Origin of the sequence: Sphingomonas phyllosphaerae, from assembly GCF_036946485.1 — a bacterium.
GTDB classification, from domain to species: domain Bacteria; phylum Pseudomonadota; class Alphaproteobacteria; order Sphingomonadales; family Sphingomonadaceae; genus Sphingomonas; species Sphingomonas phyllosphaerae_E.
The window spans coordinates 1,062,996-1,086,703 of the sequence record NZ_JAQIJA010000001.1; the positions used below are offsets into that span (position 1 = coordinate 1,062,996).

The 23,708-nt window shown below is 66.5% G+C and carries 16 protein-coding genes; 9 read left to right on the top strand and 7 right to left on the bottom strand.

Annotated elements, in window-relative coordinates:
* Positions 1 to 70 precede the first annotated feature (70 nt).
* Both PGN16_RS05205 and PGN16_RS05210 read right to left on the bottom strand, forming a co-directional pair.
* Complete coding sequence (locus PGN16_RS05205; RefSeq protein ID WP_335308324.1) at positions 71 to 1,099, bottom strand: hypothetical protein; 1,029 nt, start codon at positions 1,097 to 1,099, stop codon at positions 71 to 73.
* An 87-nt stretch (positions 1,100 to 1,186) separates the two neighbouring features.
* A complete protein-coding gene (locus PGN16_RS05210) occupies positions 1,187 to 2,194 on the bottom strand; it encodes a zinc-dependent alcohol dehydrogenase family protein (RefSeq protein ID WP_335308325.1) in 1,008 nt (335 codons plus the stop codon).
* A 217-nt stretch (positions 2,195 to 2,411) separates the two neighbouring features.
* Between PGN16_RS05210 and PGN16_RS05215 the strand changes: the two genes are divergently transcribed.
* Both PGN16_RS05215 and PGN16_RS05220 read left to right on the top strand, forming a co-directional pair.
* On the top strand, positions 2,412 to 3,233 hold the full coding sequence (locus PGN16_RS05215; RefSeq protein WP_335308326.1) for a peptidoglycan-binding protein: 822 nt from the start codon (positions 2,412 to 2,414) through the stop codon (positions 3,231 to 3,233).
* Entirely contained in the window at positions 3,230 to 4,690 is a 1,461-nt protein-coding gene (locus PGN16_RS05220; RefSeq protein WP_335308327.1) for a pYEATS domain-containing protein, read from the top strand. The genes PGN16_RS05215 and PGN16_RS05220 overlap by 4 nt, the downstream gene beginning before the upstream one ends.
* A 53-nt stretch (positions 4,691 to 4,743) precedes the next feature.
* On the opposite strand, the gene PGN16_RS05225 is transcribed toward PGN16_RS05220, so the two are convergent.
* Both PGN16_RS05225 and PGN16_RS05230 read right to left on the bottom strand, forming a co-directional pair.
* Positions 4,744 to 7,785: a TonB-dependent receptor domain-containing protein gene (locus PGN16_RS05225; RefSeq protein WP_335308393.1), complete on the bottom strand. Its 3,042-nt coding sequence runs from the start codon at positions 7,783 to 7,785 to the stop codon at positions 4,744 to 4,746.
* A gap of 282 nt (positions 7,786 to 8,067) precedes the next feature.
* Positions 8,068 to 10,092: a M13 family metallopeptidase gene (locus tag PGN16_RS05230; protein ID WP_335308328.1), complete on the bottom strand. Its 2,025-nt coding sequence runs from the start codon at positions 10,090 to 10,092 to the stop codon at positions 8,068 to 8,070.
* A gap of 262 nt (positions 10,093 to 10,354) precedes the next feature.
* Between PGN16_RS05230 and PGN16_RS05235 the strand changes: the two genes are divergently transcribed.
* A complete protein-coding gene (locus tag PGN16_RS05235; protein ID WP_335308329.1) occupies positions 10,355 to 12,514 on the top strand; it encodes a prolyl oligopeptidase family serine peptidase in 2,160 nt (719 codons plus the stop codon).
* 3 nt (positions 12,515 to 12,517) lie between these two features.
* Here PGN16_RS05235 and PGN16_RS05240 read toward each other — a convergent pair whose 3' ends face one another.
* On the bottom strand, positions 12,518 to 13,219 hold the full coding sequence (locus PGN16_RS05240; RefSeq protein ID WP_335308330.1) for a helix-turn-helix transcriptional regulator: 702 nt from the start codon (positions 13,217 to 13,219) through the stop codon (positions 12,518 to 12,520).
* Positions 13,220 to 13,310: 91 nt separating this feature from the next.
* Here PGN16_RS05240 and PGN16_RS05245 point away from each other — a divergent pair, with 91 nt between their 5' ends.
* Positions 13,311 to 13,883, top strand: coding sequence for a glutathione S-transferase family protein (locus tag PGN16_RS05245; protein WP_335308331.1), 573 nt, complete (start codon positions 13,311 to 13,313; stop codon positions 13,881 to 13,883).
* Between the two features lie 153 nt (positions 13,884 to 14,036).
* Here the strand turns inward: PGN16_RS05245 and PGN16_RS05250 are convergent, their stop codons facing one another.
* Entirely contained in the window at positions 14,037 to 15,059 is a 1,023-nt protein-coding gene (locus tag PGN16_RS05250; protein WP_335308332.1) for an oxidoreductase, read from the bottom strand.
* A gap of 100 nt (positions 15,060 to 15,159) precedes the next feature.
* Between PGN16_RS05250 and PGN16_RS05255 the strand changes: the two genes are divergently transcribed.
* The 5 genes from PGN16_RS05255 to PGN16_RS05275 all read left to right on the top strand — a co-directional run bounded on the left by PGN16_RS05255 (position 15,160) and on the right by PGN16_RS05275 (position 22,132).
* Positions 15,160 to 16,293: a Gfo/Idh/MocA family protein gene (locus PGN16_RS05255; protein ID WP_335308333.1), complete on the top strand. Its 1,134-nt coding sequence runs from the start codon at positions 15,160 to 15,162 to the stop codon at positions 16,291 to 16,293.
* Between the two features lie 29 nt (positions 16,294 to 16,322).
* Positions 16,323 to 17,135: a glucose 1-dehydrogenase gene (locus tag PGN16_RS05260; protein ID WP_335308334.1), complete on the top strand. Its 813-nt coding sequence runs from the start codon at positions 16,323 to 16,325 to the stop codon at positions 17,133 to 17,135.
* A complete protein-coding gene (locus PGN16_RS05265; RefSeq protein WP_335308335.1) occupies positions 17,128 to 18,939 on the top strand; it encodes a glycoside hydrolase family 15 protein in 1,812 nt (603 codons plus the stop codon). Before PGN16_RS05260 ends, PGN16_RS05265 begins: the two co-directional genes overlap by 8 nt.
* A gap of 130 nt (positions 18,940 to 19,069) precedes the next feature.
* A complete protein-coding gene (locus tag PGN16_RS05270; protein ID WP_335308336.1) occupies positions 19,070 to 20,389 on the top strand; it encodes a GntP family permease in 1,320 nt (439 codons plus the stop codon).
* A 276-nt stretch (positions 20,390 to 20,665) separates the two neighbouring features.
* A complete protein-coding gene (locus tag PGN16_RS05275; RefSeq protein ID WP_335308337.1) occupies positions 20,666 to 22,132 on the top strand; it encodes an MDR family MFS transporter in 1,467 nt (488 codons plus the stop codon).
* 7 nt (positions 22,133 to 22,139) lie between these two features.
* Here the strand turns inward: PGN16_RS05275 and PGN16_RS05280 are convergent, their stop codons facing one another.
* A complete protein-coding gene (locus tag PGN16_RS05280) occupies positions 22,140 to 23,690 on the bottom strand; it encodes an MFS transporter (RefSeq protein ID WP_335308338.1) in 1,551 nt (516 codons plus the stop codon).
* Between the last annotated feature and the right edge of the window lie 18 nt (positions 23,691 to 23,708).

Genomic DNA, 23,708 nt, shown 5'->3' on the forward strand with positions numbered 1-23,708 from the left:
CATGCGATCCTGATACGTCAGAAGCCGGTCGAGGCAAAGTGGGCGCGACAGGCGGGGGGACGAAAGCGCGTTACAGCGCCGACGGGTCGATCGTTATCTGGCCCCGCCTGGCGGTGCCCATCCGCTTGCCCGAGCCGATCAGGTCCCACACCTGCTTGGGTGTGGGCATCGTCGCGAAGGAGGAAAGCGCCACCACGCCACCGTCGACGTCCACCAGCGTCACCGAATAGCCACCGGTCTTGTCGATCTGGCCCATGAGCGACGGAGAGACATTCACCACCCGGCCCGCATCATGGAGCGCCAGCGCATAGCCGGATTGCTCTTCGCCCGCGCGATAGACGCCATATTCGGGCGTTCCCGCGCCGTCACGGCACCAGGTGGAGCGCGGCCGCGGTGACGAGTCCGCTTCCTCCTTTTCCTTTCGCGCAAGAGCGCCGCCGAGCAGGGACACGAGCAGGTCGGAGCCGTTCGGCTTGATCTGCTTCGCCTTCTTGAAGGTCAGCGGCGCGGCACAAGTCTTGATCGGCTGGATGTCTGTTGCGGGTGCCGGCGTGGGAGCGGGCCAGCGGATCGCCTTGATCACGTCCAGCAATGCCGCATCGAGCTGTTGCGAGGTGAGGGTCCGCGCCGTCATGCGAAGGGTGACGATCCATTCCCCAACAGGGACGACAGCGAGGGCGGTACTGCGGAACGGGCCGCCAGCGATGGCGTAATCCTGTCGTAGTGCGGTCGCGGGGCCGGTGCCGGACGCGGCGAAGCTGACGGGATCGATGGTGGCTGGCGCGGCGCTGCGGTAGATGTCGCGGTTCTCGAGCGTGGCGCGCGATCGATCGAACCAGATGCCCACATCCGCGATCGCCGGGTGGAAGATGTAGATCGTCGCGGTGACACTGCCATCGGCGACCGCGAATTGCGCCGCCACGTCATGCTCGCTTTGGGTCGCATCGGTCAGCGCGGTACGTGAAAGCCCGGCGAGTTGCGGTGACAGGATGATGCCGGTTTCCGCATGTTTCCACCCCTTGTCAGCGGGAACCGCGAGATCCCTGGCCGACGAAGATGCCGCGCCGGTCAGCGCCAGGACGAACAGCAACCACTTCATTCTCGCATCCCCTTTGATGAGAGAATGAGCGATCGGGCGGGTCAGGACAAGCTTGGTGCGGAGGCGCGCGGCGCTATTCGGCGGCGATCACCATTCGACGCCGATCTTGCCGAAGTGCGACGCTCCCATTTCGTAGCGGAAGGCGTCGGCAAGATCGTCGAGCGCGAACCGACGATCGATCACCGGACGCAGCTTGCCCTGTTCGATCGCGCGCACGAAATCCTGCTGCTCGGCACGGCTGCCGACGATCAATCCCTGCAACCGCGCCTGCTTGCTCATCAGCGCCGCGGTCGGCACCTCGCCGCTGGCGCCTGTCAGGACGCCGATCAGCGAGATATGCCCGCCCACCCGCACCGCCTCGATCGATTGCGCCAGCGTACCGGGGCCGCCGACTTCGACGACGTGATCGACACCGCGCCCGTCGCTCCATGCACGGATCGCCTTCCCCCAATCGGGCTGCGTGCGATAGTTGACGACATGATCCGCGCCGAGCGCACGGGCACGCTCCAGCTTCTCGTCCGACGAGGAGGTGATCGCCACACGCGCGCCCATCAGCTTGGCGATCTGCAACGCCCAGATCGAAACCCCGCCGGTGCCGAGCAGCAATACGCTGTCCCCGGCCTTCAGCTTGCCGTCGACCACCAGCGCGCGCCACGCGGTAAGCCCGGCAGTGGTGATCGTCGCGGCCTCGACGTGGTCCAGTCCGTCGGGTGCGCGGGTGAAGGCGGTGGCGGGGCGCACCGCATATTCCTGCGCGAAGCCGTCGATGCCGTCGCCGGGTGTCCGCTGGAAGTCGCCGATCGTCGGCGCCCCGTTCTGCCAATCCGGGAAGAAGCAGGATACGACATGATCGCCCGGCGCGAACTCACTGACCTCCGCGCCGACCGCTTCGACCACCCCGGCGCCATCGGCCAACGGGATCAAGCCATCGGCCGCGCCCATGCGCCCGGTGACCACGCCCAGATCGTGGAAGTTGAGCGAGCTGCCGTGCAGCTTCACGCGGATCTCGCCGGGTCCCGGTGCGCCCGGGTCGGGGCGCTCTTCCAGCCGTAGTGTATCGAGCGCCGCCGGCGCGTGAACGACCATTGCCTTCATTCGAGCATCTCCCTCACGATGCGCAAACGCGGCATCGTTGCAGTTTATCCCGGCGCGTTCGTCACGCCGTCCCATGCCCGGCGGCAGAGGTCCGGTGACAACCTGTGGTCGCTCCGAGAGAGTAACCTAAACAGATTATTGACAATAAATCCGTCGGGGCGCCTATACCTGCGTCAAACACAAGGTCGCTGTGCTGCATTCATCGAGGGGGAATTCGATGATCACCAGTGATAAGCTCGCATCCCTGTATCCGCGCGCGCCGAAAGATCGGCTGGATAGCTTCGCCAAGGACGGGCCTGCCGTGCTCAAGCAGGCCGGCATCCTCGACACGCCCAACCGACTGCAGTTCTTCCTTGCGCAGCTTGGCCACGAGTCCAGTGGTCTGACGGTCGTCGAGGAGAACCTGAACTATTCGGCAAGGCGGCTGATGGAAGTTTTTCCCAGGCGCTTTCCAACCGCGGAGGCGGCCGCCACCTGTGCGGGCAACCCCCAGGCGTTCGGCTGTCAGGTCTATGGCGGGCGGTTGGGCAATGCGAAGCCGCCCAGCTTGGACGGTTATCTGTTCCGAGGGCGCGGCTACATTCAACTGACCGGACGTGCCAACTACACGATCGTGGGGGAGAAGGCGGGGATCAAGGACCTGCCCGCGCACCCGGAGCGCGCCGCGACGCCCGCGAACGCACTGGCGCTCGCCGCGGCATTCTGGACATTGAAGGACATCAACGAAACCGCCGATGCCGACGACTTCCTCGACTGCACCCGTCGCGTCAACGGCGGGCTGATCGGGATGGCGGAGCGACGGGCGTGGCTGGACAAGGTGCGACGGGTGCTCGCCGATCCGCCCGCAACGCAGCCGGACGCCGCCACGGTGCTCGCAGTCCAGAAGCGGCTGGTGAAGCTCGGCTATACGGAGGTGGGCGCGCCGGACGGCGACGTCGGCCGTCACACCACGTCGGCGATCGCGCGCTTCCGGCGTCAGAACGGGCTTCCCGAGGGGCTGATCGATCAGGCGCTGCTGACCGCGCTGGGGCTGTCATGATGCTGACCTTCGGCAGCGCGACGTCGGACCAGACCGAGCGCGCGATGGCAGGGCAATTGCTGTTCGGCTTCCTCTGCCTCGTCCTTCTGGTGCTCTTCGCCGCCGGTGCGGCGACCTGGGGCCATTTCATCGGCTGGGTGGTGATGACGGTGTGCTGTTCGGCACTCGTCGGGGCATTGCTGGGGCTGCTGTTCGGCCTTCCGATCCACCGTGTCGACGTCACCAACGCGATCAGCCGGGTGAAGGTCGCCGCTGCCGAGGCGATGAGCAAAAGCACGGCGACGGTCACCGAGGCGGCTGGCGATAACGCCGCTGTCCGGGATGAGGCACCCGCGTCGAGCGAGCCGGTCGTTATTCCCTACGCCGAAAGCAGCAGTCTGGAGCAGGTTGCCGATTGGCTGACGAAGATCATCATCGGCGTGACGCTGACGCAATACGCCAGCTGGGAGCAGCGCTTCTTCGAACTGGCGGTCGATGTGACCGCGAACCTCAACGGGACGCAGGCGTTGCTCGGCCGATGCGTGGCGGATCGCTATCGACCCGGTCTGTCGTCGGAGCAGGCCGAGGCATTGTTCCCGGTCTGCGCGCGCGCCAGCGGCGGTGCGATCCCCGGTGGCCTGTTGATGGTGACATTCGCGACGCTGGGCTTCCTGATCGCCTATCTGTGGATGCGGCGCTATTTCATCATCGAGATGGTCGTTGCGCGCAACGAGGCGATCGAGACGCTCCGCCGGACCCAACGCGTGAAGGAGCAGATCGAACTCGCTCGCGTCCGCCAATCGCTCGATCAGTTGCGGGTGGAGGCAGCGGCGGCGAAACTGAAATCCGATGCCGATTATGAGCGCGCGCTGCGGGAGTCGGAGGAGATCAAGGCGGAGCTGGAGCGCGAACGCGCCTCATCCCGCGACGACGACAAGCGCAAGCGCGCCGAAAGCCTCGGCACGCTGCAACTCAACGAGAGTAGCAATCCGGCCGCCGACGTGCTCGCTTATGCCGAGGGCGTCCTGACCCGCGCGCAGCAATTGCTGCCCAACAGCGAGCGCGCGCAGGGCGATATCGCCGTGATGCGCTCGCAGCTGCCGACGCTGATCCGCTACCCCGACGATCCGTGGCGTGGGCTGTTCGGCGGCAACATGGAGTCGCTGGTCGACGCCGTCATGCTGCGCGCATCGGTGAAGCCGTTGGCGCTCAATCCGAACGAGTTCGAAGTGAACCTGACGGTCGAGCCGCTCAACCCCGATCGCGTAACGCTTTCGGGGCAGAAGGCGTTGTTCTTCCTGCATCCGACCTTCGGGCGCGATCCGCGGGCGGTGTCGTTCGGGCCGGACGGACGCGCGGTATTGCCGTTGATCGCCTACGGCGCGTTCACGGTCGGCGTGTTGCTGGAAAGCGGCGAGAAGCTCGAGCTGAACCTCGCCGAAGTGGCGGATGCGCCGCCGATGTTCCGGGTGACCTGATCGGGCGGCGTGCATCGAGACCTGGCTCGTTGCACGCCGCCGACGGGTTCAGATCAGAAGTTGAAGCTCGCGCCCGCGCTGAAGTTGCGGCCGACGAGCCCGGCGTAGTGCCAGCTGCTCAGATAGTTCGGGTTGCTGGTATAGGCCGCCGATGCGAGCGGTGCGCGCGCATTGGTCAGGTTCTGGACGTTGAAGAAGAACCGGAAGTCATCGTTCACGCGCAGCGCGACGTTCAGGTCGGTGTAGATGAACGGCCGGATGTAGCAGTGGTTGTTCGGATCGCTTCCGCTGACGATCGGTGCCAGCGTGTTCTTGCACGACAGGTCGATCTCGCCGTTCACCGGGGTGATCCGATCCGCTGCGACCTGCTTGATGCGACCGACGTAATAGGTCGTCGCGGTGAGCGAGAAGTTGCCCACTTCCAGCGCGTTCTGCCAGTTGCCGCGGATGCGCGGCGTGCCGCCGCCCGACGACAGCTCGTACGGCCCGAGCGTCCCGGCATATTTCTGCACCACGCCCTCCGGCGTCACCAGATCGAGCCGCAGCACGCGGGTCACGTCGACGCGGCTGATGAAGCGGACGTCGTCGCGCAGGCGGACGTTGGCGGTCGCCTGCATGTCGATGCCCGAGCTGACCTGATAGTTGGCGTTGACGTAGGGCACGTCGAACACCAGCAGTCGCGGCAGCGCGTTGGGGTTGGAGGGATCGGGCGCGTCGACGACGTTGCACTTATAGCCCGGGCCGACCGCCGCGAGCGCCGCGCAGCCGTCGGTGGCGTTGCTCTTGCTGTAATAGGCGTCGATGGCCGCCGCGCGGAGCGGGCCGCTGACGATCAGTGCCGACTTCTTGATGTTGTAATAGTCGGCGGTGAGGTGGAACCAGCGCGTCGGCTTCAGGATCGCACCGGCGGTGAAGCTGCGCGACACTTCCGGCTTGATGTCCGGATTGCCGGTTGCGCCGCTGCCGATGTTGTACGTGCTCGTGTACGCCGCATTGCCCGGGTGTGCGGCGATGAAGGCCGCATTCGGGGTGAAGGACGAGAAGCCCGAATAGCTGCTCGCGGGATTGTACTCGGCAAAGGTCGGCGCGCGGAAACCCTGCGAATAGGTGGTGCGCAGCGACAGCGCCGGGATCGGCGTGAACTTCAGCCCGACCTTCGGCGAGAAGTGGCTGTAGCCCTGTGAATAGTGGTCGTACCGGCCCGAGACGTTGAGGTCGAGCTGCTCCAGGAACGGCGCATCGATCTCGAAGAAGCCTGCGGTCACGGTCTGGCGACCCTGTGCCGACGAGGTGTTCAGCGCATAATAGCTCAAGTCCGCATTCTGGTTGCGGTTCATGAGCGTCTCGCGACGGATCTGGAAACCGGCCCCGACGTTTAGGTCGCCGCCGCGCAGCTCAATCAGCGACTTGATGAGCGAACCGCCGATCGTTGCGACCGTCGAATAGGACGGCGTCGTGCGCTCGGGCGAGATCTGGTTACGCACCGCCGCGCTGTTTTGGCTCGGATCGACGAAATTGTACGCGCCGGTGTTGATCGCGTTCAGCAGGCCCTGGATGTTGATGAAGCCGCGCTGCGTGACGCTGAAATTGTCGCGGGCGTACACGCCGTTCAGGCGGAACTTGAAGCCATTGCCCAGGTCGCCCGAAATGCCGGCGGTGGTACGGAACACGTCGACATAGCGGTCGCTGCCCGCCGGAATGTCACCGAACAGGTAATAGATGCGCGCCGCGCCGTTCGCGGGCGTGTTGGCGTTGGCGGCGGCATAGGGGTTGTTCGGGTTCAGCCTGCGATCCGCCGCATTGGCGCAGTTGACGCCCGCGGAGCAGATGTAGACCGGCAGCACGATCCCCGGGCTGCTGGAGGCGAGCGCCGCCGACCCGCCGAACGGCTGCGTCTGGCGGATGCCCTGCGGCGCGCCGACGATGCTGACCTCCGAATGCGAATAGCTGCCGCTGGCAAAGGCTTCCAGATTGTCGCTAAGCCGCACGGTCAGGCGACCGGTCGTCGAGTAGCGTTGCTGACGCGGCTGGATGATGAAATATTCGTCGGGCAGGCTGTGCGAACAACCCGTGCCCTGCGCCGCGCCCGAGGTCACGGTGAAGGTGCCATAGGGGCAAGAATTGGGGTTCAGAAGCTGGTATTGGTTGGTCAGCGGCGCACCGACCTGTCCGGCGAGCGGATTGTTGAGATCGGTCTGCCGCACCTGCGTCACCACCGCCTGCGGGTTGGGCGTGGTCAGCGAATCGTCGTTGCGGTTGCGGTCGGTCAGCCCGCTTGCGCGCAGGTCGAGCGTGTTGAACGGATAACCGCGCGCGTTGTTCGTGATATACCCGTCATAGGTATATTCGCCGTTCAGGTAGAAGTTGAAGCCCTGCGAAGGATAATCGCCGAACCCGGCGGTCAGCGTCGCACGGTAGTGCGAACCATCGGCCTTCTCGGTCGCGCCGCCCTGCACCGAGCCCTGCACGCCCTGCACGTTCTTCTTGCTGATGAGGTTCACGACGCCGCCGATCGCATCGGCGCCATAGGTGGAGGACGCGCCGTCCTTCAGCACCTCGATCCGGTCGATCGTGCTGAAGGGGATCGAGTTCAGATCGACATAGGCGTTGTGGCCGTCGTCGTTCAGTGGGAAATTGGCCGAGCGCAGGCCGTCGATCAACACCACGGTCGACGACACGCCCAGACCGCGCAGCGACACTGCCGCGCCGCCGGCCGAGAAGCCGTTGCGGAAGCCGGTCGAAATCGACCCGGCGCTGTCGGCCGAAACCGAGCGGATCGCATCCTGTGCGGTGGTGATATTGGCGCGCTCCAGGGTCGCCGAGTTGAGCACCGTCACCGGCGAGATCGAGGTCGCGTTCGAATCGCGGAACAGCGTGCCGGTGACGACGACGGTCGCGCCCTGTGCAGGCTCCGCCGGTGCGGCGGCCGGCGCCTGCGCGTCAGCGACGGTGGCGGCAACGGGCGTCTCGCTGGCGGTGGTCACGTCGCTGGCGGTCGTTGGCGCGGCTTCTTGCGCATAGGCGGGCACGACGATCGCGCTGACCAGAGCCGCTGCCGAAATCCCGTTTCGCAGCGTACAAAAAGCGGCATTCATCAGCTTCACCAAGATTTCCCCTTCTGAACGCAGCGACGACTTAGGTCGTTGATTCCCGAGCAAGATTGCCCGGCGCTGCGATGAGGGGCGCTTATCGTCGACGGCGTTACCGAGCCGTTAAGCGCGAGGGGGTGCCAGGTCGAAAAACCGCGGCAGGCGAATGCGTTAGAACGCCCGTGAGCAGGCGATCTTGGACGAGAGGTGCTGATCCACGCCGTCGTTGGTTCAGCCTGCGGAGCGGCGGGGACGAACGCGGCTACGATCCGTCCCGCGCCGCGCCCGTTATTGCCAGATGCTCACCCGCTGTTCGGGCGGCAGATACATCGCGTCGCCCGGCTTCACGCCGAACGCCGTGTACCAGGGCCCGAAATTGCGAACGATGCCGTTGACACGATATTTATCGGGTGAATGCGGGTCGCTGAGCAATTGCTGCCGGACCGCCTCCTCGCGTCGCTTGCCCTGCCATGCCTGCGCATAGGCAAGGAAGAAGCGCTGATCGCCGGTCATGCCGTCGAGCACCGGCGGCTCGCCGTGCCGCGCGACATAGCGGCGGTAGGCGGCATAGGCGGTCTCCAGCCCGCCAAGGTCGGCGAGATTTTCACCCAGCGTCAGGCGTCCCTTGATCTTGACGCCGGGGATCGGCTCATACTGGTCGAACTGGTTCGCCAAACGATCGGCTTGCACGTTGTATTTGGCGGCGGTTTCCTTGCTCCACCAGTCGCGCAGACGTCCCTTTTCGTCGAACTGTCGCCCCTGATCGTCGAAGCCGTGGCCCATTTCGTGCCCGATCGTCGAGGCGCCGGTTTCGGCATAATTGACCGCCGGATCGGCGTTCGGGTCGAAGAACGGCGGCTGAAGGATCGCGGCCGGCAGCGTGATCTGGTTCATCGTCGGATCGTAATAGGCGTTCACCGTCTGCGGCGTCATGTACCACAGCCCGCGATCGACCGGCTTCGGGAAGCGCTGGAGTTGCAGCCGCCACTGGAAGTCCTGGACGGCAAGATTGTTGGCGAGCGGATCGGTGCGGCTGACCTTCAGCGTCGAATAATCGATCCACTTCTTCGGATGGCCGACGCGCGGGTCGAAGGTGGCGAGCTTGGCCAGCGCCGCGGTGCGGGTGGCGGCGTCCATCCACGTCGCCGCGTCGATCTTTTCCTTATAGGCGGCCTGCATGTCGGCGACGAGTTCATCGGCCTTGGCCTGCGTCGCCGGTGACCAGTAACGCTCGACATAGATCGCGCCGACCGCTTCGCCCAGCGCATCGTCGATCAGTCCCATGCCGCGCTTCCAGCGCGCACGCTGCTCGGGCACGCCACGCAGGGTCTTGGAGTAGAAGTCGAAATTCGCCTGATCGAAGGCATGGGGAAGGAAGGGCGCGGCGCCCGAGATGAACCGCGCGGTCATCCATTCCTTCCACGTCGCGAGCGGCACGTCGCCCAGCCGCTTCGATGCTGCCGCCACCGCGCTCGGTTCCGACACATTCACCTTCGTGGCCCCGGCAAGCCCCATGGACGCGAGCGTCGGGCTCCAATCCAATTCCGGTGCCAGCCGCATCAACTCGGCGCGCGTCATCGGATTGTGGGTCTTGACGGGATCGCGACGCTGTTCCGGCGTCCACTGATCCTGGCTCAACCGCGTTTCCAGCGCGATGATGCGGTCCGCCTTGGCGGCGGCATCGGCAATGCCCGCCAGTTCCTGAATCTTGATGAGATAGGCGCGATAGGCGCGGCGGATCGTGTCGTATTTTTCGCCGGTCAGCAGGTAATAATCGCGCGTTGGCAAGCCCAGGCGCGCTTGCCCCGCATCGACCATGTAGCGGGTCGGATCGTCCGCGTCGGTCGAAATGCCGATATTCACCGGCGCGGCGAAGCCCGGCCGCATCATGAGCTGGATGAGCTGCGGACGCGTCCGTACCGCATCGATCCGCGTCAGCCACGGCTTCAGCGGGGCCAGCCCGCGCGCATCGATCGCGCGTTCGTCCATCCATGCCGCATAGAAATCGCCGACCTTCCCCGCCGTCGGTGTCGTCGGGGAAGCTGCCGCCTCCTCGACGATCCGGCGGACCTGTCCCTCGATCTCGTCGGGCAGGTCGTAGTTGTAACCGGCCCCCACCTTGTCGGCGGGGATCGGATGATCGCGCAACCACGTCCCCAGCGCATAGGCATAGAAGTCGTCGCCCGGCTTAACGTTGCGGTCCATATTCTGAAGCTCGAGCCCCCAGGGCTGATAGCGAGGCTTGCCGTCCTGTGCGGCAAGCAGGGCGGGGACGGAGGCAAGCGCAAGAGCGAGCAGGACGGGACGGCGCATCGATAACTCCAAGGCAGCGAGCGAATAGCTTTAGGTGCGCGCGCGAACCCTCGCCAGCCCTTGGCGAGCCTCGTCGAAACGCAACGTAGGCGGGCAATACGCCGTATGCCGGCCGAACGAACAACAACTTCTTCCAATTCGCAGTGTTTTGATCACGATCCTGTCGACTCTGCGACGCCTTTGTGTCAGCCTCTCGCAGATTGGAGAGAGATGTCGCGAGCGATGGCTAGTCGTGCGGCATCGGTATGCTGGGGGGCTGCACATGGATCGTCGTGACTTCGTCTTGTCGTTGACTGCCACCACCTTCCTGTCCTTTTCGCACAAAGCACGGGCGCAAACAACGAAGCCGCCGGTGGCCAAACAGGTCGAGGCGGTCGACACCCGGCTCGGCTATACGCTGCGCGATCCGTATCGCTGGATGGAGAATCCGAAGGATCCCGATTGGGAGCCGTGGATGCGCGCGCAGGGTGCTTACGCGCGGCAGGCACTCGACGCGCTGCCCGATCATGACGCGCTGCTGCGGCGGATCGGGGAACTGACCGGCGACCTGCCGCTGGCCTCGCGCTTGCAGCGGATCGGTGACGCGACCTTCCTCGAGTTCCGCCCCAGCGGGGCGAGCGTCCCGAAGCTCTATGTGATCGAGCGAGCGGGGGCCGAGAAGAAGCTGCTCGTCGATCCAGAGACGGTGAAGGATGCCGGCGGCGCACATATGAGCCTGGATTGGTGGCGCGCCTCGGACGATGGCAGCTTGGTCGCCTACGGCATGTCGCCGGCCGGATCGGAGGAGTCGGTCGCGCGCATCATGCGGGTCGCCGACGGTACGCATTTCCCCGAGACGATCGATCGCGCACGCTTCGCCAGCCCGCAATGGTTGCCCGATGGCTCGGGCTTCTTCTACACGCGCGGCCGTGAGGGCGCGGTGCGCGGCGCCGCGGATTATTTTCTCAACACGGTGGCGTGGCTGCACCGGCTCGGCACCGATCCGAAGCAGGACGTGCGGATCGCAAGCGGTGGCGACATGGTCGACGGCTATACGTTGCTGCCGATCGACTTTCCGTTCGTGGTCCTCACCCCGGGATCGGACATCGCGTTGTTGTTGCCGTTTGGCGGCGTCCGGCGCGAAAATCCGCTGTTCGCTGCGCCAGTGGCGGAGGTGATGACGGGCAAGGCGCGCTGGCGTGCAGTGGCGCGAATGGAGGATCGCGCAACCAGCTTCGCGCTGCGCGGACGCGACGTTTATGTCGTGTCGGAAAAGGACGCACCGCTGGGACGGGTGCTGCGGACCTCGGCGACGGCGCCCGATCTCGCGCGTGCGACCGTGGTCATGCCAGAGGGCAAGACGCCGATCGAAACCTCCGATGCGGGATTGGTCGCGACGCGCGACGGCGTCTACTTCGCGCGTCAGAACGGCGGTCCCATGACGTTGCACCGGATCGCGCCGGGCGGGCAGGTGACCGACATCCCGATGCCGTTCGATGCGGGCATCTATGCGCTGTTCGGGTCGACCGATCAGGACGGCGTCGATGTGCGGATGTCCGGCTGGGTGGAGCCGGCCGGCATCTATCGGTATCGGCCGGGCGGGCGACTGGTCGATACCGGGCTGAGCCCGCGACCGACCTTCTCGACCGCGTCGTACGAGTCGGTACGCCTGATCGCGACCGCGCGCGACGGCACCAAGGTGCCGGTTTCGATCATCGCGAAAAAGGGGCTGAAGCGTGACGGCTCCGCCCCGGCGCTCGGGCAATGTTACTCGAGCTACGGCATTTCCGCCGCGCCGTACTTCTCGCCGCGCTCGATCGCGTTCCTTGAGCGCGGCGGGGTGATGTTCGAGGTTCATGCACGGGGCGGCGGTGAATTCGGCTCGCCGTGGTGGCGCGCCGGGCAAAAGGCGAACAAGCCCAACACCTGGCGCGACTTCATCGATGGATGCGAGGCGGTGGTGAAGGCGGGCTGGACCTCGCCGAAGCGGCTGACGATCATGGGCACGTCGGCGGGCGGCATCGCGGTCGGCAACGCTCTGGTCGAACGGCCCGACCTGTTCGCCGGCGCGATCGACAACGTCGGCTGGACCAACACCTCGCGCGCCGGGGTGGAGCAGAACAGTGCCCCCAATTTCCCGGAGTTCGGCGATCCGTCGAACGACGCGGAATATCGCGGGCTGGTGGCGATGGACGCCTATCAGAAGGTCAAGGATGGCACGCGCTATCCGGCGGTGCTGGCGATGACGGGGATGACCGATCCGCGTGTCGCGCCCTGGCATCCCGCAAAGATGGCGGCGCGCTTGCAGTCCGCCTCGACCGGCGGGCCGGTGCTGCTGCGGGTCGACTTCGACGCCGGACACGGTCTGGGTTCGACGCGCCAGCAGACCGACGCGCAATGGGCCGACGTCTTCGCCTTCGTCATGGCGCAGGGGCGCGCCTGAACATCACGCGCGTGGAAGCGCGGTTTGTTCCTTGCGCTTCCACTCGGCGGTACGCAGCGTGACGTAATCGCGCAGCAACTGCACCCGGCGTGGCCGGAAGCTCGTGCCGCCGCGTGAAAGCGCTATGATCCGCGGCACCTCGAACGTGCGATAGCCATCGCGCAACTGGCACCAGGCAACCAGCATCAGCGTGCGCGGGCTGTACGACATACCGAGCGGCAGAATCTCTCGCTCGGTTATCTGCTCGCGCGCGTCGCGATAGGTGATGCGGACGCTGGATTCGTCCCAACACGCCTCCCGCAACAGGCCGAGATCGACGGTGATCGCGGCGCGGGGCTCGGGTGGCCGCCACGACCGGATCGTCGCATGAGCGGCCTGTCGCGCCTGTCGGTCGGGGAGCGTGGCGACGATCCGTGCCAGTGCGTTGCGCCCGGCGACCGCCAGCGCCGCGTCGCCGTAATCGCCGAGGCTGGCGACACCAAGCATCAGCGCCTCGATCTCAAGCCGAGAGAAGCTTTGCGGCGGCAAGGTCGGGTCCTCGGTGAGGGTATAGCCATAGCCCGCGGCGCCATCGATCAGCGCGCCGCCCGCACGCAAGGTTGCGATGTCCCGGTACAGTTGGCGCGGCGAAATCTCGGTTTCGGCCGCGAGACGCGCGGCGGTCACCGGTTTGGGCAGGTGGCGCAACGCCTCGAGCAAACGCATCAAGCGATCCGACCGCGCCATTCCTGCTGCCCGAAATTGTCAGGAGCAACTGCGTAGATCGGGCGGGTCATTCAACGCAAGGAGTCCAAGGATGCCAACGCTATATTTCTCGCCGAACTCGCGGTCCGATACCGTCGTCACGCTCGTGCGGATGCTCTCGGCCGATATTGCGCTGCGCGAGGTGTCGATCGCGCGACAGGATGGTTCCGGCGTGCGCGACCCTGCCAATCCGCACCCGGAGGGCAAGGTGCCGTATCTCATCGACGGCGACGATGCGGTGCGCGAGCGCGGGGCGATCATCCTCTATCTGACCGACGCCTATCCCGATGCGGGCCTGGGCCCGGTCGTCGGTGAGCCCGGGCGGGGCGCCTATCTGTCGTGGCTGTCCTATTACCAGGGCGTCATGGAGCCGCTGCTGATCCTGAAGTGGGCGAATGTCGATCACCCGGCGATCAACGCCGGACTGCGCGACTTCGATACGACGATCGAGCGGCTGGCTGAGCCGCTGCGCCGCGGACCGTGGCTGCTCGGCGAGCGCTTTTCGGCGGCGGACATGCTCTGCAGTTCGCCATTCCTGTGGTTCACGGCGATGATGCCCGACGAGCCGGTGGTCCGCGATTGGGTCGCCCGCTGCAAGGAGCGGATGAGCCGCGTGGCGGCCTAGCATCGCTCCCGTGGCGCCGCGCAGGGCGACGAAGGAGATCGTCGGAAGCGAACCCCTGCGCGGATGTCGATCAGAGCCCTATGGGCGCTGTCGGGTGGTGCCGACCTGCCCGACACAGGCGGGACCGACCACGCTGCGGAGGGCTATCGCTTGCTAGAGCAACACCTCGGCATGGCCCGCCGCACTGCGTTCGCCGGCGTCGAGCACCTCCATGACCGCGAGGGCGTCGCGCGGGGGCACGGGATTTGCGCCGGTGCCGTGAATAGCGGCCACCAGTGCGGACCAGAAGCGCCGATAGTCGCCGCGCAGCGTGGGAATGCCCTGCTGCGTTCCGGCGGCATCGGTGAGCAGGCCGTCCTCCGTATCGAGCCCCCAGTCGTCGCCACCCGGCGCGCGTCCGCTGAAGGTCGCGGCTTCCTGCGGATCGATCCCGTGCTTGATCCAGCTCCCTGCCGTACCATGGACCGCGAAGCGCAGGCGATGGTCGGCAACGATCTTGCTCGAATGGAGCACGACCCGCTTGTCGGGGTAGCGCAGCGTGGCGTGAAAATAGTCGGGGGCGGGGGCATCGGTGCGCAGCGTGGCGATATCCGCCGTAATGCCGAGCGGCAGGCCGAACAGCACCAGCGCCTGATCGACCAGATGCGGGCCGAGATCGAACCACGATCCGCCCGCGCGCGCCTCCTTCCACGTCGCGGCGGCGGTCGGCCGCCAACGATCGAAGTGGCTCTCGAAGGTCGCGACCGCCCCCAGCCGGCCGTCGGCGAGCAGCGCACGAAGCGTCAGGAAGTCGGCATCCCAGCGCCGGTTGTGGAACACCGTCAGCAACCGGTCGGCACGCTCGCTCGCCGCGACCAACCGTCGCGCGTCGGCGAGCGAGGTCGCGAAGGGCTTGTCCACCACGACATGCTTCCCCGCCGCCAGCGCGCCGAGCGCGTGCTGGGCGTGCAGCGCGTCGGGGCTGGAGACGATCACCAGATCGATACCCGGGGCGGCGAGCAGCGTCTCGACGTCGGGAACGACCGTCGCCCCGGGCAGATCGGCATGGACCTTGGCCGCATCGCGGGAGACGATCGCGCGAAGCGTCAGGCCCGGCGTCGCCCTCACATAAGGGGCGTGGAAGGCACGCCCGCCCAGACCATAACCGATCAGGCCGACACCGATGTCGCCGCTCATTCTCCGTCCTCCGTTTCGATGCCCGACCCGCCGTTTCCGTGGAACCAATAGCCGCTGCGAAGCGGTTGCGGCACTCATCGAACATCACGCGAGATTTTTTATGAGCATTGCATCGGCACTGGGGCTGGGCGGACGCAAGGTCCGCTACGCGATCGTCGGGCTGGGCGATATCTCGCAGGAAGCGTTGATGCCGGGCGTCGCGCACACCGGCAATTCAGAAATGACCGCATTGGTATCTGGCGATCCCGAGAAGCTCGCGGCGCTCGGCAAGCATTACGACATCGCGGATCGTTATTCCTACGAACAATTCCCGGAGCTGCTGCGGTCGGGCACGATCGACGCCATCTACCTTGCCACCCCCAATTGGCGTCACGCCGAATTCGCGGTTCCGGCGCTGGAGGCCGGTATCCACGTCCTCTGCGAAAAGCCGCTCGATGTGTCGGCGGATAAAGCACGCGCGATCATCGCGGCGGCAAAGCGCGGCGGCGCCAAGTTGATGACCGCCTATCGCCTGCATTTCGAGCCTGCGACACTCGATGCGATCCGTCGCATCCGGGCCGGCGAACTCGGCGAATTGATCGCCTTCACTGCCTGTTTCACGCAGATGGTCGATCCCGCCAACCATCGTGCCAAAAACGGGATCGAGGCGGGGCCGCTGTTCGACATGGGTGCCTATCCGATCAACGCGATCCGATACCTGTTCGGGGCCGAGCCGCTGGAGGTCGTGTCCGCGATCGGCGTGCGGCATGCGGACTCCGGGTTCGGCGACTTCGACGATACGATCGCGGTCACGCTGCGGCTGCCGGGCGACCGGCTCGCGCAATTCACCGTCAGCTATTACGCCAACAACGTCGACAGCCTGACGATCGCGGGCACCAAGGGCTCGATCGAGATGAACCCGGCATTCGGCTTCGGGCAGGGCCTGGAGCATCATCGTCAGATCGGCGAGAAGCAGTCGCACGAAACCTACAAGGCCACCGACCAGTTCGGCGGCGAACTGCGCTATTTCTCCGACTGCATCCTCAACGATCGCGATCCCGAACCGGACGGCGAGGAGGGGCTTGCCGACCTGCTGGTGATCGAGGCGATCGTCGCGGCGCTGAAGTCCGGCGGCGCGGTGAAGATCGAGCCGCTCGCGCGTGTCCGCCGCATCGACCCGGATGCGCAGGAGCAAACGCTGCGCGCAGTGTCCGCGCCGGAGCCGGTCAACGCCGCACCGCCGACCGGCGCCTGACCCCTCACACGATCCCACAGGAGACATCGATGTCCAATCCCTCCCAGCCGCTCGCTGATCATGTCGCAGTGGTCACCGGTGCGAGTTCCGGCATCGGGCTGGCGGTTGCCGAGGGGCTGGCGGCGGCCGGCGCCGCGGTGGTCGTCAACTATCACTCGGACGCCGAGGCCGCCGAGGAACTGGTGTCGCGTGTCCGGGGCAATGGTGGACGGGCGATCGCGGTCGGCGCCAACGTCTCCGAGGAAGAGGATGTCGTCAGGCTGTTCGACGAGGCGGTCAGCGCCTTCGGGCGAGTCGACGTACTGGTCGCCAATTCGGGAGTGCAGAAAGATGCGGCGATCGCCGACATGTCGCTTGCGGACTGGAACACTGTCATCGAGGTCAATCTGACCGGACAGTTTCTTTGCGCACGCGAGGCGGTGCGGCGCTTCCGCGCGCAGCCCAAGGAAGCGCGACCGGCGCGCAGCGCCGGCTCGATCGTCACGATGAGTTCGGTGCACGAGGTGATCCCCTGGGCCGGGCACGTCAATTATGCGGCATCGAAGGGGGGCAGCCGTATGTTGACCCGCTCGCTGGCGCAGGAGGTAGCCGCCGACGGCATCCGCGTGAACGCCATCGCCCCCGGAGCGATCCGCACCCCGATCAACAAGGAGGCGTGGGAGACCGAGGCCGCGCTGGAAAAGCTGTTGCGCCTGATCCCTTATGGCCGGATCGGCGAACCCGAGGACGTCGCGCGTGCCGCGGTATGGCTGTCGTCCGATCAGGCCGATTACGTGACGGGAACGACGTTGTTCGTCGATGGCGGGATGACGCTATATCCCGAGTTCCGCGACAATGGGTGAGCCGCTGCGCACGATCGGCGACCACGGCATCATCGGTGATCTGGAGACCGCGGCGCTGATCGCGCGCGATGCGACGATCGACTATCTGTGCTGGCCTTCGCTCGACAGCCCGACGGTCTTCGCCGAGCTGCTCGATACGGAAAAGGGTGGAGCGTTCACACTTCACCCGGACCTCGACCGGCCCGAGCGCCTGCAACTCTACGTTCCCGATACCAACGTGCTGCTGACGCGCTGGATGGCGGAGGACGGCAGCGCCGAGGTCCGCGACCTGATGCCGCTCGCCGCGGCGCGTGTTCATCCCGATCGCGCAGCGCGTTGCCTGATCCGCCGTGTGACGGCGACGCGCGGCACGGTACGGTTCACCATGCGGTGCGCGCCACGCTTCGATTATGCGCGCGAACAACCCACGATCCACGCGCTGGATGGTGGCATTCGCTTCGTCGGGCACGAGCTGTCGTTGCGGCTGTTCGCCTCCGTACCGCTGTCGGCCGACACGGACGCCGCGACGGCAAGTTTCACGCTGACCTCCGGGCAGAGCGCGTGGTTCGTGCTGGGCGCCGACGATCTGCTTTGCCCCGACGACCAGACGATCGATCAGGACGTCGCCGCGACGACCGAGGCCTGGCGAAGCTGGGCGAACCATTCCTCATACAAAGGACGGTGGCGAGAGGCGATGACGCGCTCGGCGCTCGCGCTCAAGCTACTGACCTCGGAGCGGCACGGCTCGATCGCCGCTGCCGCGACCTTCTCGCTTCCCGAGGCGACCGGCGCGGGGCGCAATTGGGATTATCGCGCAACGTGGATCCGCGACGCCTCCTTTACCGTCTACGCTTTCCTGCGGCTCGGCTTCGTCGACGAGGCGGAGCATTTCAATCGCTGGGCGGCGAAGCGCGTGATGGCCGCCGATCCGCAGCATCCGATCCGCATCATGTATGCGATCGACGGTAGCGAGGCGGCGGACGAACGGGAGCTGCCGCACCTGGCCGGCTATGACGACAGCCGCCCGGTGCGGATCGGCAATGCGGCCCACGCTCAGACGCAGCTCGACATCTTCGGCGAGCTGCTCGACAGCGTCTATCTCTCGAACAAATACGGCCACGCGATCAGCCACGAAGGCTGGCAGCATGTGCGCGGCATCGTCGACCATGTGATCGCGCACTGGCAGGAGCCCGACGCCGGCATCTGGGAAATGCGCAGCGCGCCTCGGCACTTCCTGCATTCGCGCGTGATGTGCTGGGTGGCGCTCGATCGCGCGATCCGGCTGGCGCATCAGCGTTCCCTGCCGGCGCCGCTGGTGGAGTGGGCGACGGCGCGCGACGCGATCGTCGAGGACGTCTGGGCAAACTTCCGCCATCCCGAGCACGGCTATTTCGTGCAGGAGCGCGGCGGCCGCGCCCTGGACGCCGCCGCGCTGATGATGCCGCTCGTCCGCTTCGTCTCGTCGACCGATCCGGTGTGGCTCAAGACGCTCGACGCGATCGGCGCGGAGTTGCGCGACGACGGGTTGGTCTATCGCTACCGCAACGCCGATGGACTGGAAGGCGGGGAAGGGGCGTTCACCACCTGCACGTTCTGGTACGCCGAATGCCTCGCGCGCGCGGGGCGGATGGACGAGGCGCAGATGATCCTCGCCAAGGGCATGGCCTATGCCAATTCACTCGGCCTGTTTTCGGAGGAGGTCGATCGCCGCGGGCTGGCGCTCGGCAATTTTCCGCAGGCGCTGACGCATCTCGCCTTCATCAGCGCAGCCTATTTCATCGATCGTCGGCTCGATCCGTCCTATCGCCCGAATTGGCAGCCCTAGCGGCGATCGAACCAGGATCGGGCGATACGCCGAAGGTCGACGTTGACGCGGTCGCGCAAAGTGCGTTGTCTGCGGCGATGAACGATCCTCGCCCCACCAACCCCGCATCGCCGTCCCGAGCAACGCGCGCATGATCCTGCTGTCGATCGTCGCGGCGCTGGTGGTGCTGATCGGTTTGGTCACGCTGCGCGCGCCGCCGTTCCTGGCGTTCGTCGTATCGGCGCTGATCGCGGCGCTGCTGCTCGGCGTACCACTTGCACGGCTTCCCACCGCGATCGAGAAGGGGATCGGCGACACGATCGGCCCGGTCGTCATCACGATCGTGCTCGGCGCGTTCCTCGGCAAGCTGATCGCCGACAGCGGCGCGGCGCAGCGGATCGCGGACACGCTGATCGGCTGGTTCGGTCCGGCGCGGCTGCCGATCGCGATGGCGGCGACCGGTTTTCTGGTCGGCATCCCTTTGTTCTACAATGTCGGCTTCGTGTTGATGGTGCCGCTGATCTTCTCGATCGTGCTGCGCTCGGGCCTGCCGGCGGTGCATGTCGGCATTCCCTTGCTGGCAGGGCTGTCGATCGCGCATGGCTTCCTGCCGCCGCATCCGTCACCGACGGCCGTGGTGGCGCAGCTCGGCGCAGACCTCGGCGTGACGCTGATCTACGGGCTGATCGTCGGCATTCCGACGCTCGCGATCGCCGGGCCGCTGTTCGCGACCACGCTGAAGGGGATCGTCAGCCCGCCATCGCCGCTGTTCGAGGCTGCCGCCGCCTCGCGCGACCGCCCGCTGCCGGGTGCCTTCGCCAGCTTCGCCTGTGCGCTGCTGCCGGTCGTGCTGATCGCGGGCGCGACCGCGCTCCATTATGCGCCGCTGTCACCGTCGGCCGCGACGCTCGTCGCCTTCGTCGGTCATCCGACCAACGTGCTGCTGCTGTCGATCGCAGTCGGCATCATCGCTCTGGGGCGCAGCGTCGGGCTGACGAGGGTCGAGATGATGGACGGCTTTACCGTCGCGATCCGCGACATCGCGCCGATCCTGCTGATCATCGCAGGGGCCGGCGCGCTGAAGCAGGTGCTGGTCGAAAGCGGTGCGGACAAGATCATGGCCGCGCAACTCGCCGATCTGCCGCTGCCGCCCCTCGCACTCGGCTGGCTGCTAGCGTGCGTGATACGGATCGCGGTCGGCTCGGCGACGGTTGCGGGCCTGACCGCGGGCGGGCTGATCCAGCCGGTGATCGTCGCGACCGGCGCGGACGCCAATCTGATGGTGCTGGCGATCGGCGCGGGCAGCCTGATGTGCAGCCACGTCAATGACTCCGGCTTCTGGATGTTCAAGGAATATTTCGGGCTGTCGCTCCGCGACACCTTTCGCTCCTGGTCGTTGATGGAGACGCTGGTCGGGGTGTTCGGGCTGATCTTCGTGCTATTGCTCGATGCGGCCTTGCGGCTCGTCTGACTCTCTGACGAAGAGCGATGTCAGCGAACAGCTGACAGCTGCAACGGAAAGCACTCGATGTCCTCGCCCGAGGTCCGATCGCGCCTGTGTCCAGCTTGCGATAGGCGCTTAGCTTCAACGCCACCCGCGCCAAACCGTCTGGCGCACGCGAGGCGGCCGGCAGCTTCGGTCATTGCGTCGCCATCGCGACCGTCCACGGCATTGTCGATGTGGCCATCCGCCTGATTTTCGCCGAAAGGGCTGGGAATGCGATGGAGACGACGTAACCTGGCCTCGATGAGCGCCGATGTCGGTGACGGCCTGGCCCCGGCGGTCGAGGCGGTCACCGGCACATCCCCGCGCACCACGGCGGGCGCGCCGGTCCGCGGCTATCGCGTGATCGCGCTGGTGGTCGCCTCGGCGCTGTTCATGCAGCAGCTCGACGGAACGGTGCTGACGATCGCGCTGCCCACGATGGCGCGTGATCTTGGCACCCCGGCGGCGAGCCTCAGTATCGCGCTCACCAGTTACCTGCTGGCGCTGGCGCTGTTCATCCCTGCCAGCGGGACGCTTGCCGACCGGTTCGGGTCGCACAGCGTCTTTTGCGGCGCGATCGGGGTGTTCCTGCTCGGGTCGATCGCCTGCGCCTTTGCCGGATCGCTGCCGACATTGGTCGCGGCGCGTTTCCTGCAGGGCATCGGCGGAGCGATGATGGTGCCGGTCGGCCGACTCGTCCTGCTGCGCAGCGTCGCCAAGGAGGATATGGTGCAGGCGCTGTCGTGGCTGGTCATGCCCGCGCTGATCGGCCCGATCCTCGGGCCGCCGCTGGGCGGGTTCATCGTGACGTGGCTCGATTGGCGCTGGATCTTCTATCTCAACATCCCGATCGGCATCGTCGGCGTCATCGGCGCCTTGCTGGTGGTGCCGGAGGTGCGCGGCGATGCACGGACGCGCTTCGACGTGCCCGGCTTCCTTCTCTCCGGGCTGTCGCTCGGCTGCCTGTTGTTCGGGTTCGAGCTGGCGAGCCGTCCGGGCGCGGGGGCGGTCGCGGTGGCGTTGCTGGCCATCGGGCTCCTGCTCGGCCTCGGCTATGTCCGGCACGCGCGGCGTACCGACGACCCGATCCTCGACCCCAGCTTGATGCGCGTTCCCACGTTTCGACTGTCCGTGATCGCCGGATCGCTGACGCGGATCACGCAGGGCGCGCAGCCGTTCCTGCTGCCGTTGATGTTCCAGCTCGGCTTCGGCCTGTCCGCCGCGCGAACCGGCTCGATCACCATGGCCGGGGCGATCGGTGCATTGGCGATGAAGGCGCTGGCCCCGCGAGTCCTGCGCCGCTGGGGCTTTCGCCGCAGCCTGATCGTATCGGGGGTGGCGAGCAGTGCGGGCTATGCCACCTGCGCCTTGTTCCGGCCTGATTGGCCGATCGGCGCGCTGCTGGCGGTGCTTGCGATCTCCGGCTTCTTCACCTCGTTTCAGTTCACCGGCTATAATGCGATCGCTTATGCCGACGTCGACAAGACGCGGATGAGCGCGGCGACCAGCTTCTACGCGACCTTTCAGCAGCTCACCTTGTCGCTGGGCATCTGCACCGCCGCGACGGTGCTGGAGATCGGGTCGCTATTGAACAGCACACGCCAACCGACGCTCGCGACCTTTTCGATTGCGTTCGTGGTGGTGGCGACGATTTCGATGTCCGCAATTATCTGGAACCGGAAATTCGCCCCCGACGCCGGCGAGGAGATGAGCGGTCACCACGGCTGATCCAGTCTCAGTCCAGTTCGCGAAGATCCCGACCGCGCGTCTCGCGCCCGAACCACGCGACCAGCACCAGCGACAGCGCGGTCGGCGCCATGACCAGCAGCGCCGAGCTGCCCATCGCCAAGGCGACGCCGCTGATCGTCAGGCCCTGGGCGATCAGCCCGCCGGCCTTGGTACACGCCGCCACCCATCCGGTCGCGCGGCCGCGCACCCGCAGCGGGAAGCTCTCCGCGGCATAGGGTAATACGATCGCGATGATGCCGTTGCTGCCGACGATCAGCAGCGCGACCGGCAGCACCGGGCTTCCGCTGCCCGCCAGCTCGAGGCGCAGGACCAGCAGCAGCCCCGACAGCGTCACCGCGATCATCGTCGCCAGCGCCCATTTGGTGCTCCACCGGCTATAGAGCAGCGCGGCGATGAAGACGGTCGGAAAGGCGATCAGTGCGCTTTCGGCGAGCAGTCGGCTCGACACGCCGACCGAATAGCCCTTTGCGACCAGATCGGCGGGCAGCCACAGCAGCAGCCCGAAATTGACCAGCCCCCATGATAAGGCACAGATGCTGAGCGCCGCCAGCTTGCCGTACAACCCGATGCCGCGCAGCGCGTGGCCGCCGGGCGACGGCAGCTCGCGCATCGGCGTGGCGACGCGAGCGGTCGCGCCGAAGCGGCGCATCACCGCCTCCGCTTCTGCCACCCGCCCGCGGGCGAGCAGGAACTTGGCCGACTCGGGGATCAGCGCGCCGAGCAGCACCAGCGTCAGCCCGGTCGGCAGGTTCGCCAGCCACAGGATCCGCCAGCCGAAGATCGGTTGCAGCACCGCCGACATGCCGCTCGCCGCGAAATAGCCGCCGACCGCGCCCAGACCGCCGACCAGCACCAGGCTCCAGCCGCGATGGCGGTTCGGCATCATCTCGGCGAGCAAGGCATAGGTGACCGGCAGCATCCCGCCCGCCGCCGCGCCCATCATGAAGCACATCGCGATGTTCCATGCGAGGCTGGGCATCGCGCCGCAGATCGAGGTGCCGACGAACATCACCGCCGACAGCAGGATCGACGCCTTGCGGCCGTAGACGTCGGCGATCCATCCCCATAGCACCGATCCGGTGACCGTTCCGGCGAGTGCGAAGAACGGCACCAGCGACACGGTCTTCTTCGGCACGCCATATTCGGCGATCATGCCGGGGACGGTGAAACCGAGCGACGCGGGCTTCATGACGTCGATCACGAGCGCGATCACTAGCACCGCCATGAGCCCCCAATGCGCTGGCGCGAGCGGCGCATCCTCGGGCGCGGCGACGACGATGTCGGCGGCAGCCGCCCGCTGCGCGGCGACGTTGCGCGGAAGCAGGCCGTAGGCGGCGACCAGGGTGCCGACCACGATCAGCGCCATCCCGCCGAGCATTGCGGGGTCCATCGGCATTCCCGCCAGATGATAGTGCATCGCCCGCGCCATCGCGAACATCGGCAGATGCGCCACGACGCCGATTGTCACCGCGACGCAGCCGACGACGAACGCCCAGATCGCCTGCCGATCGGACAGCGTGCTTGTGATCGAACCCATTCTCATCCCCCGCCTGCC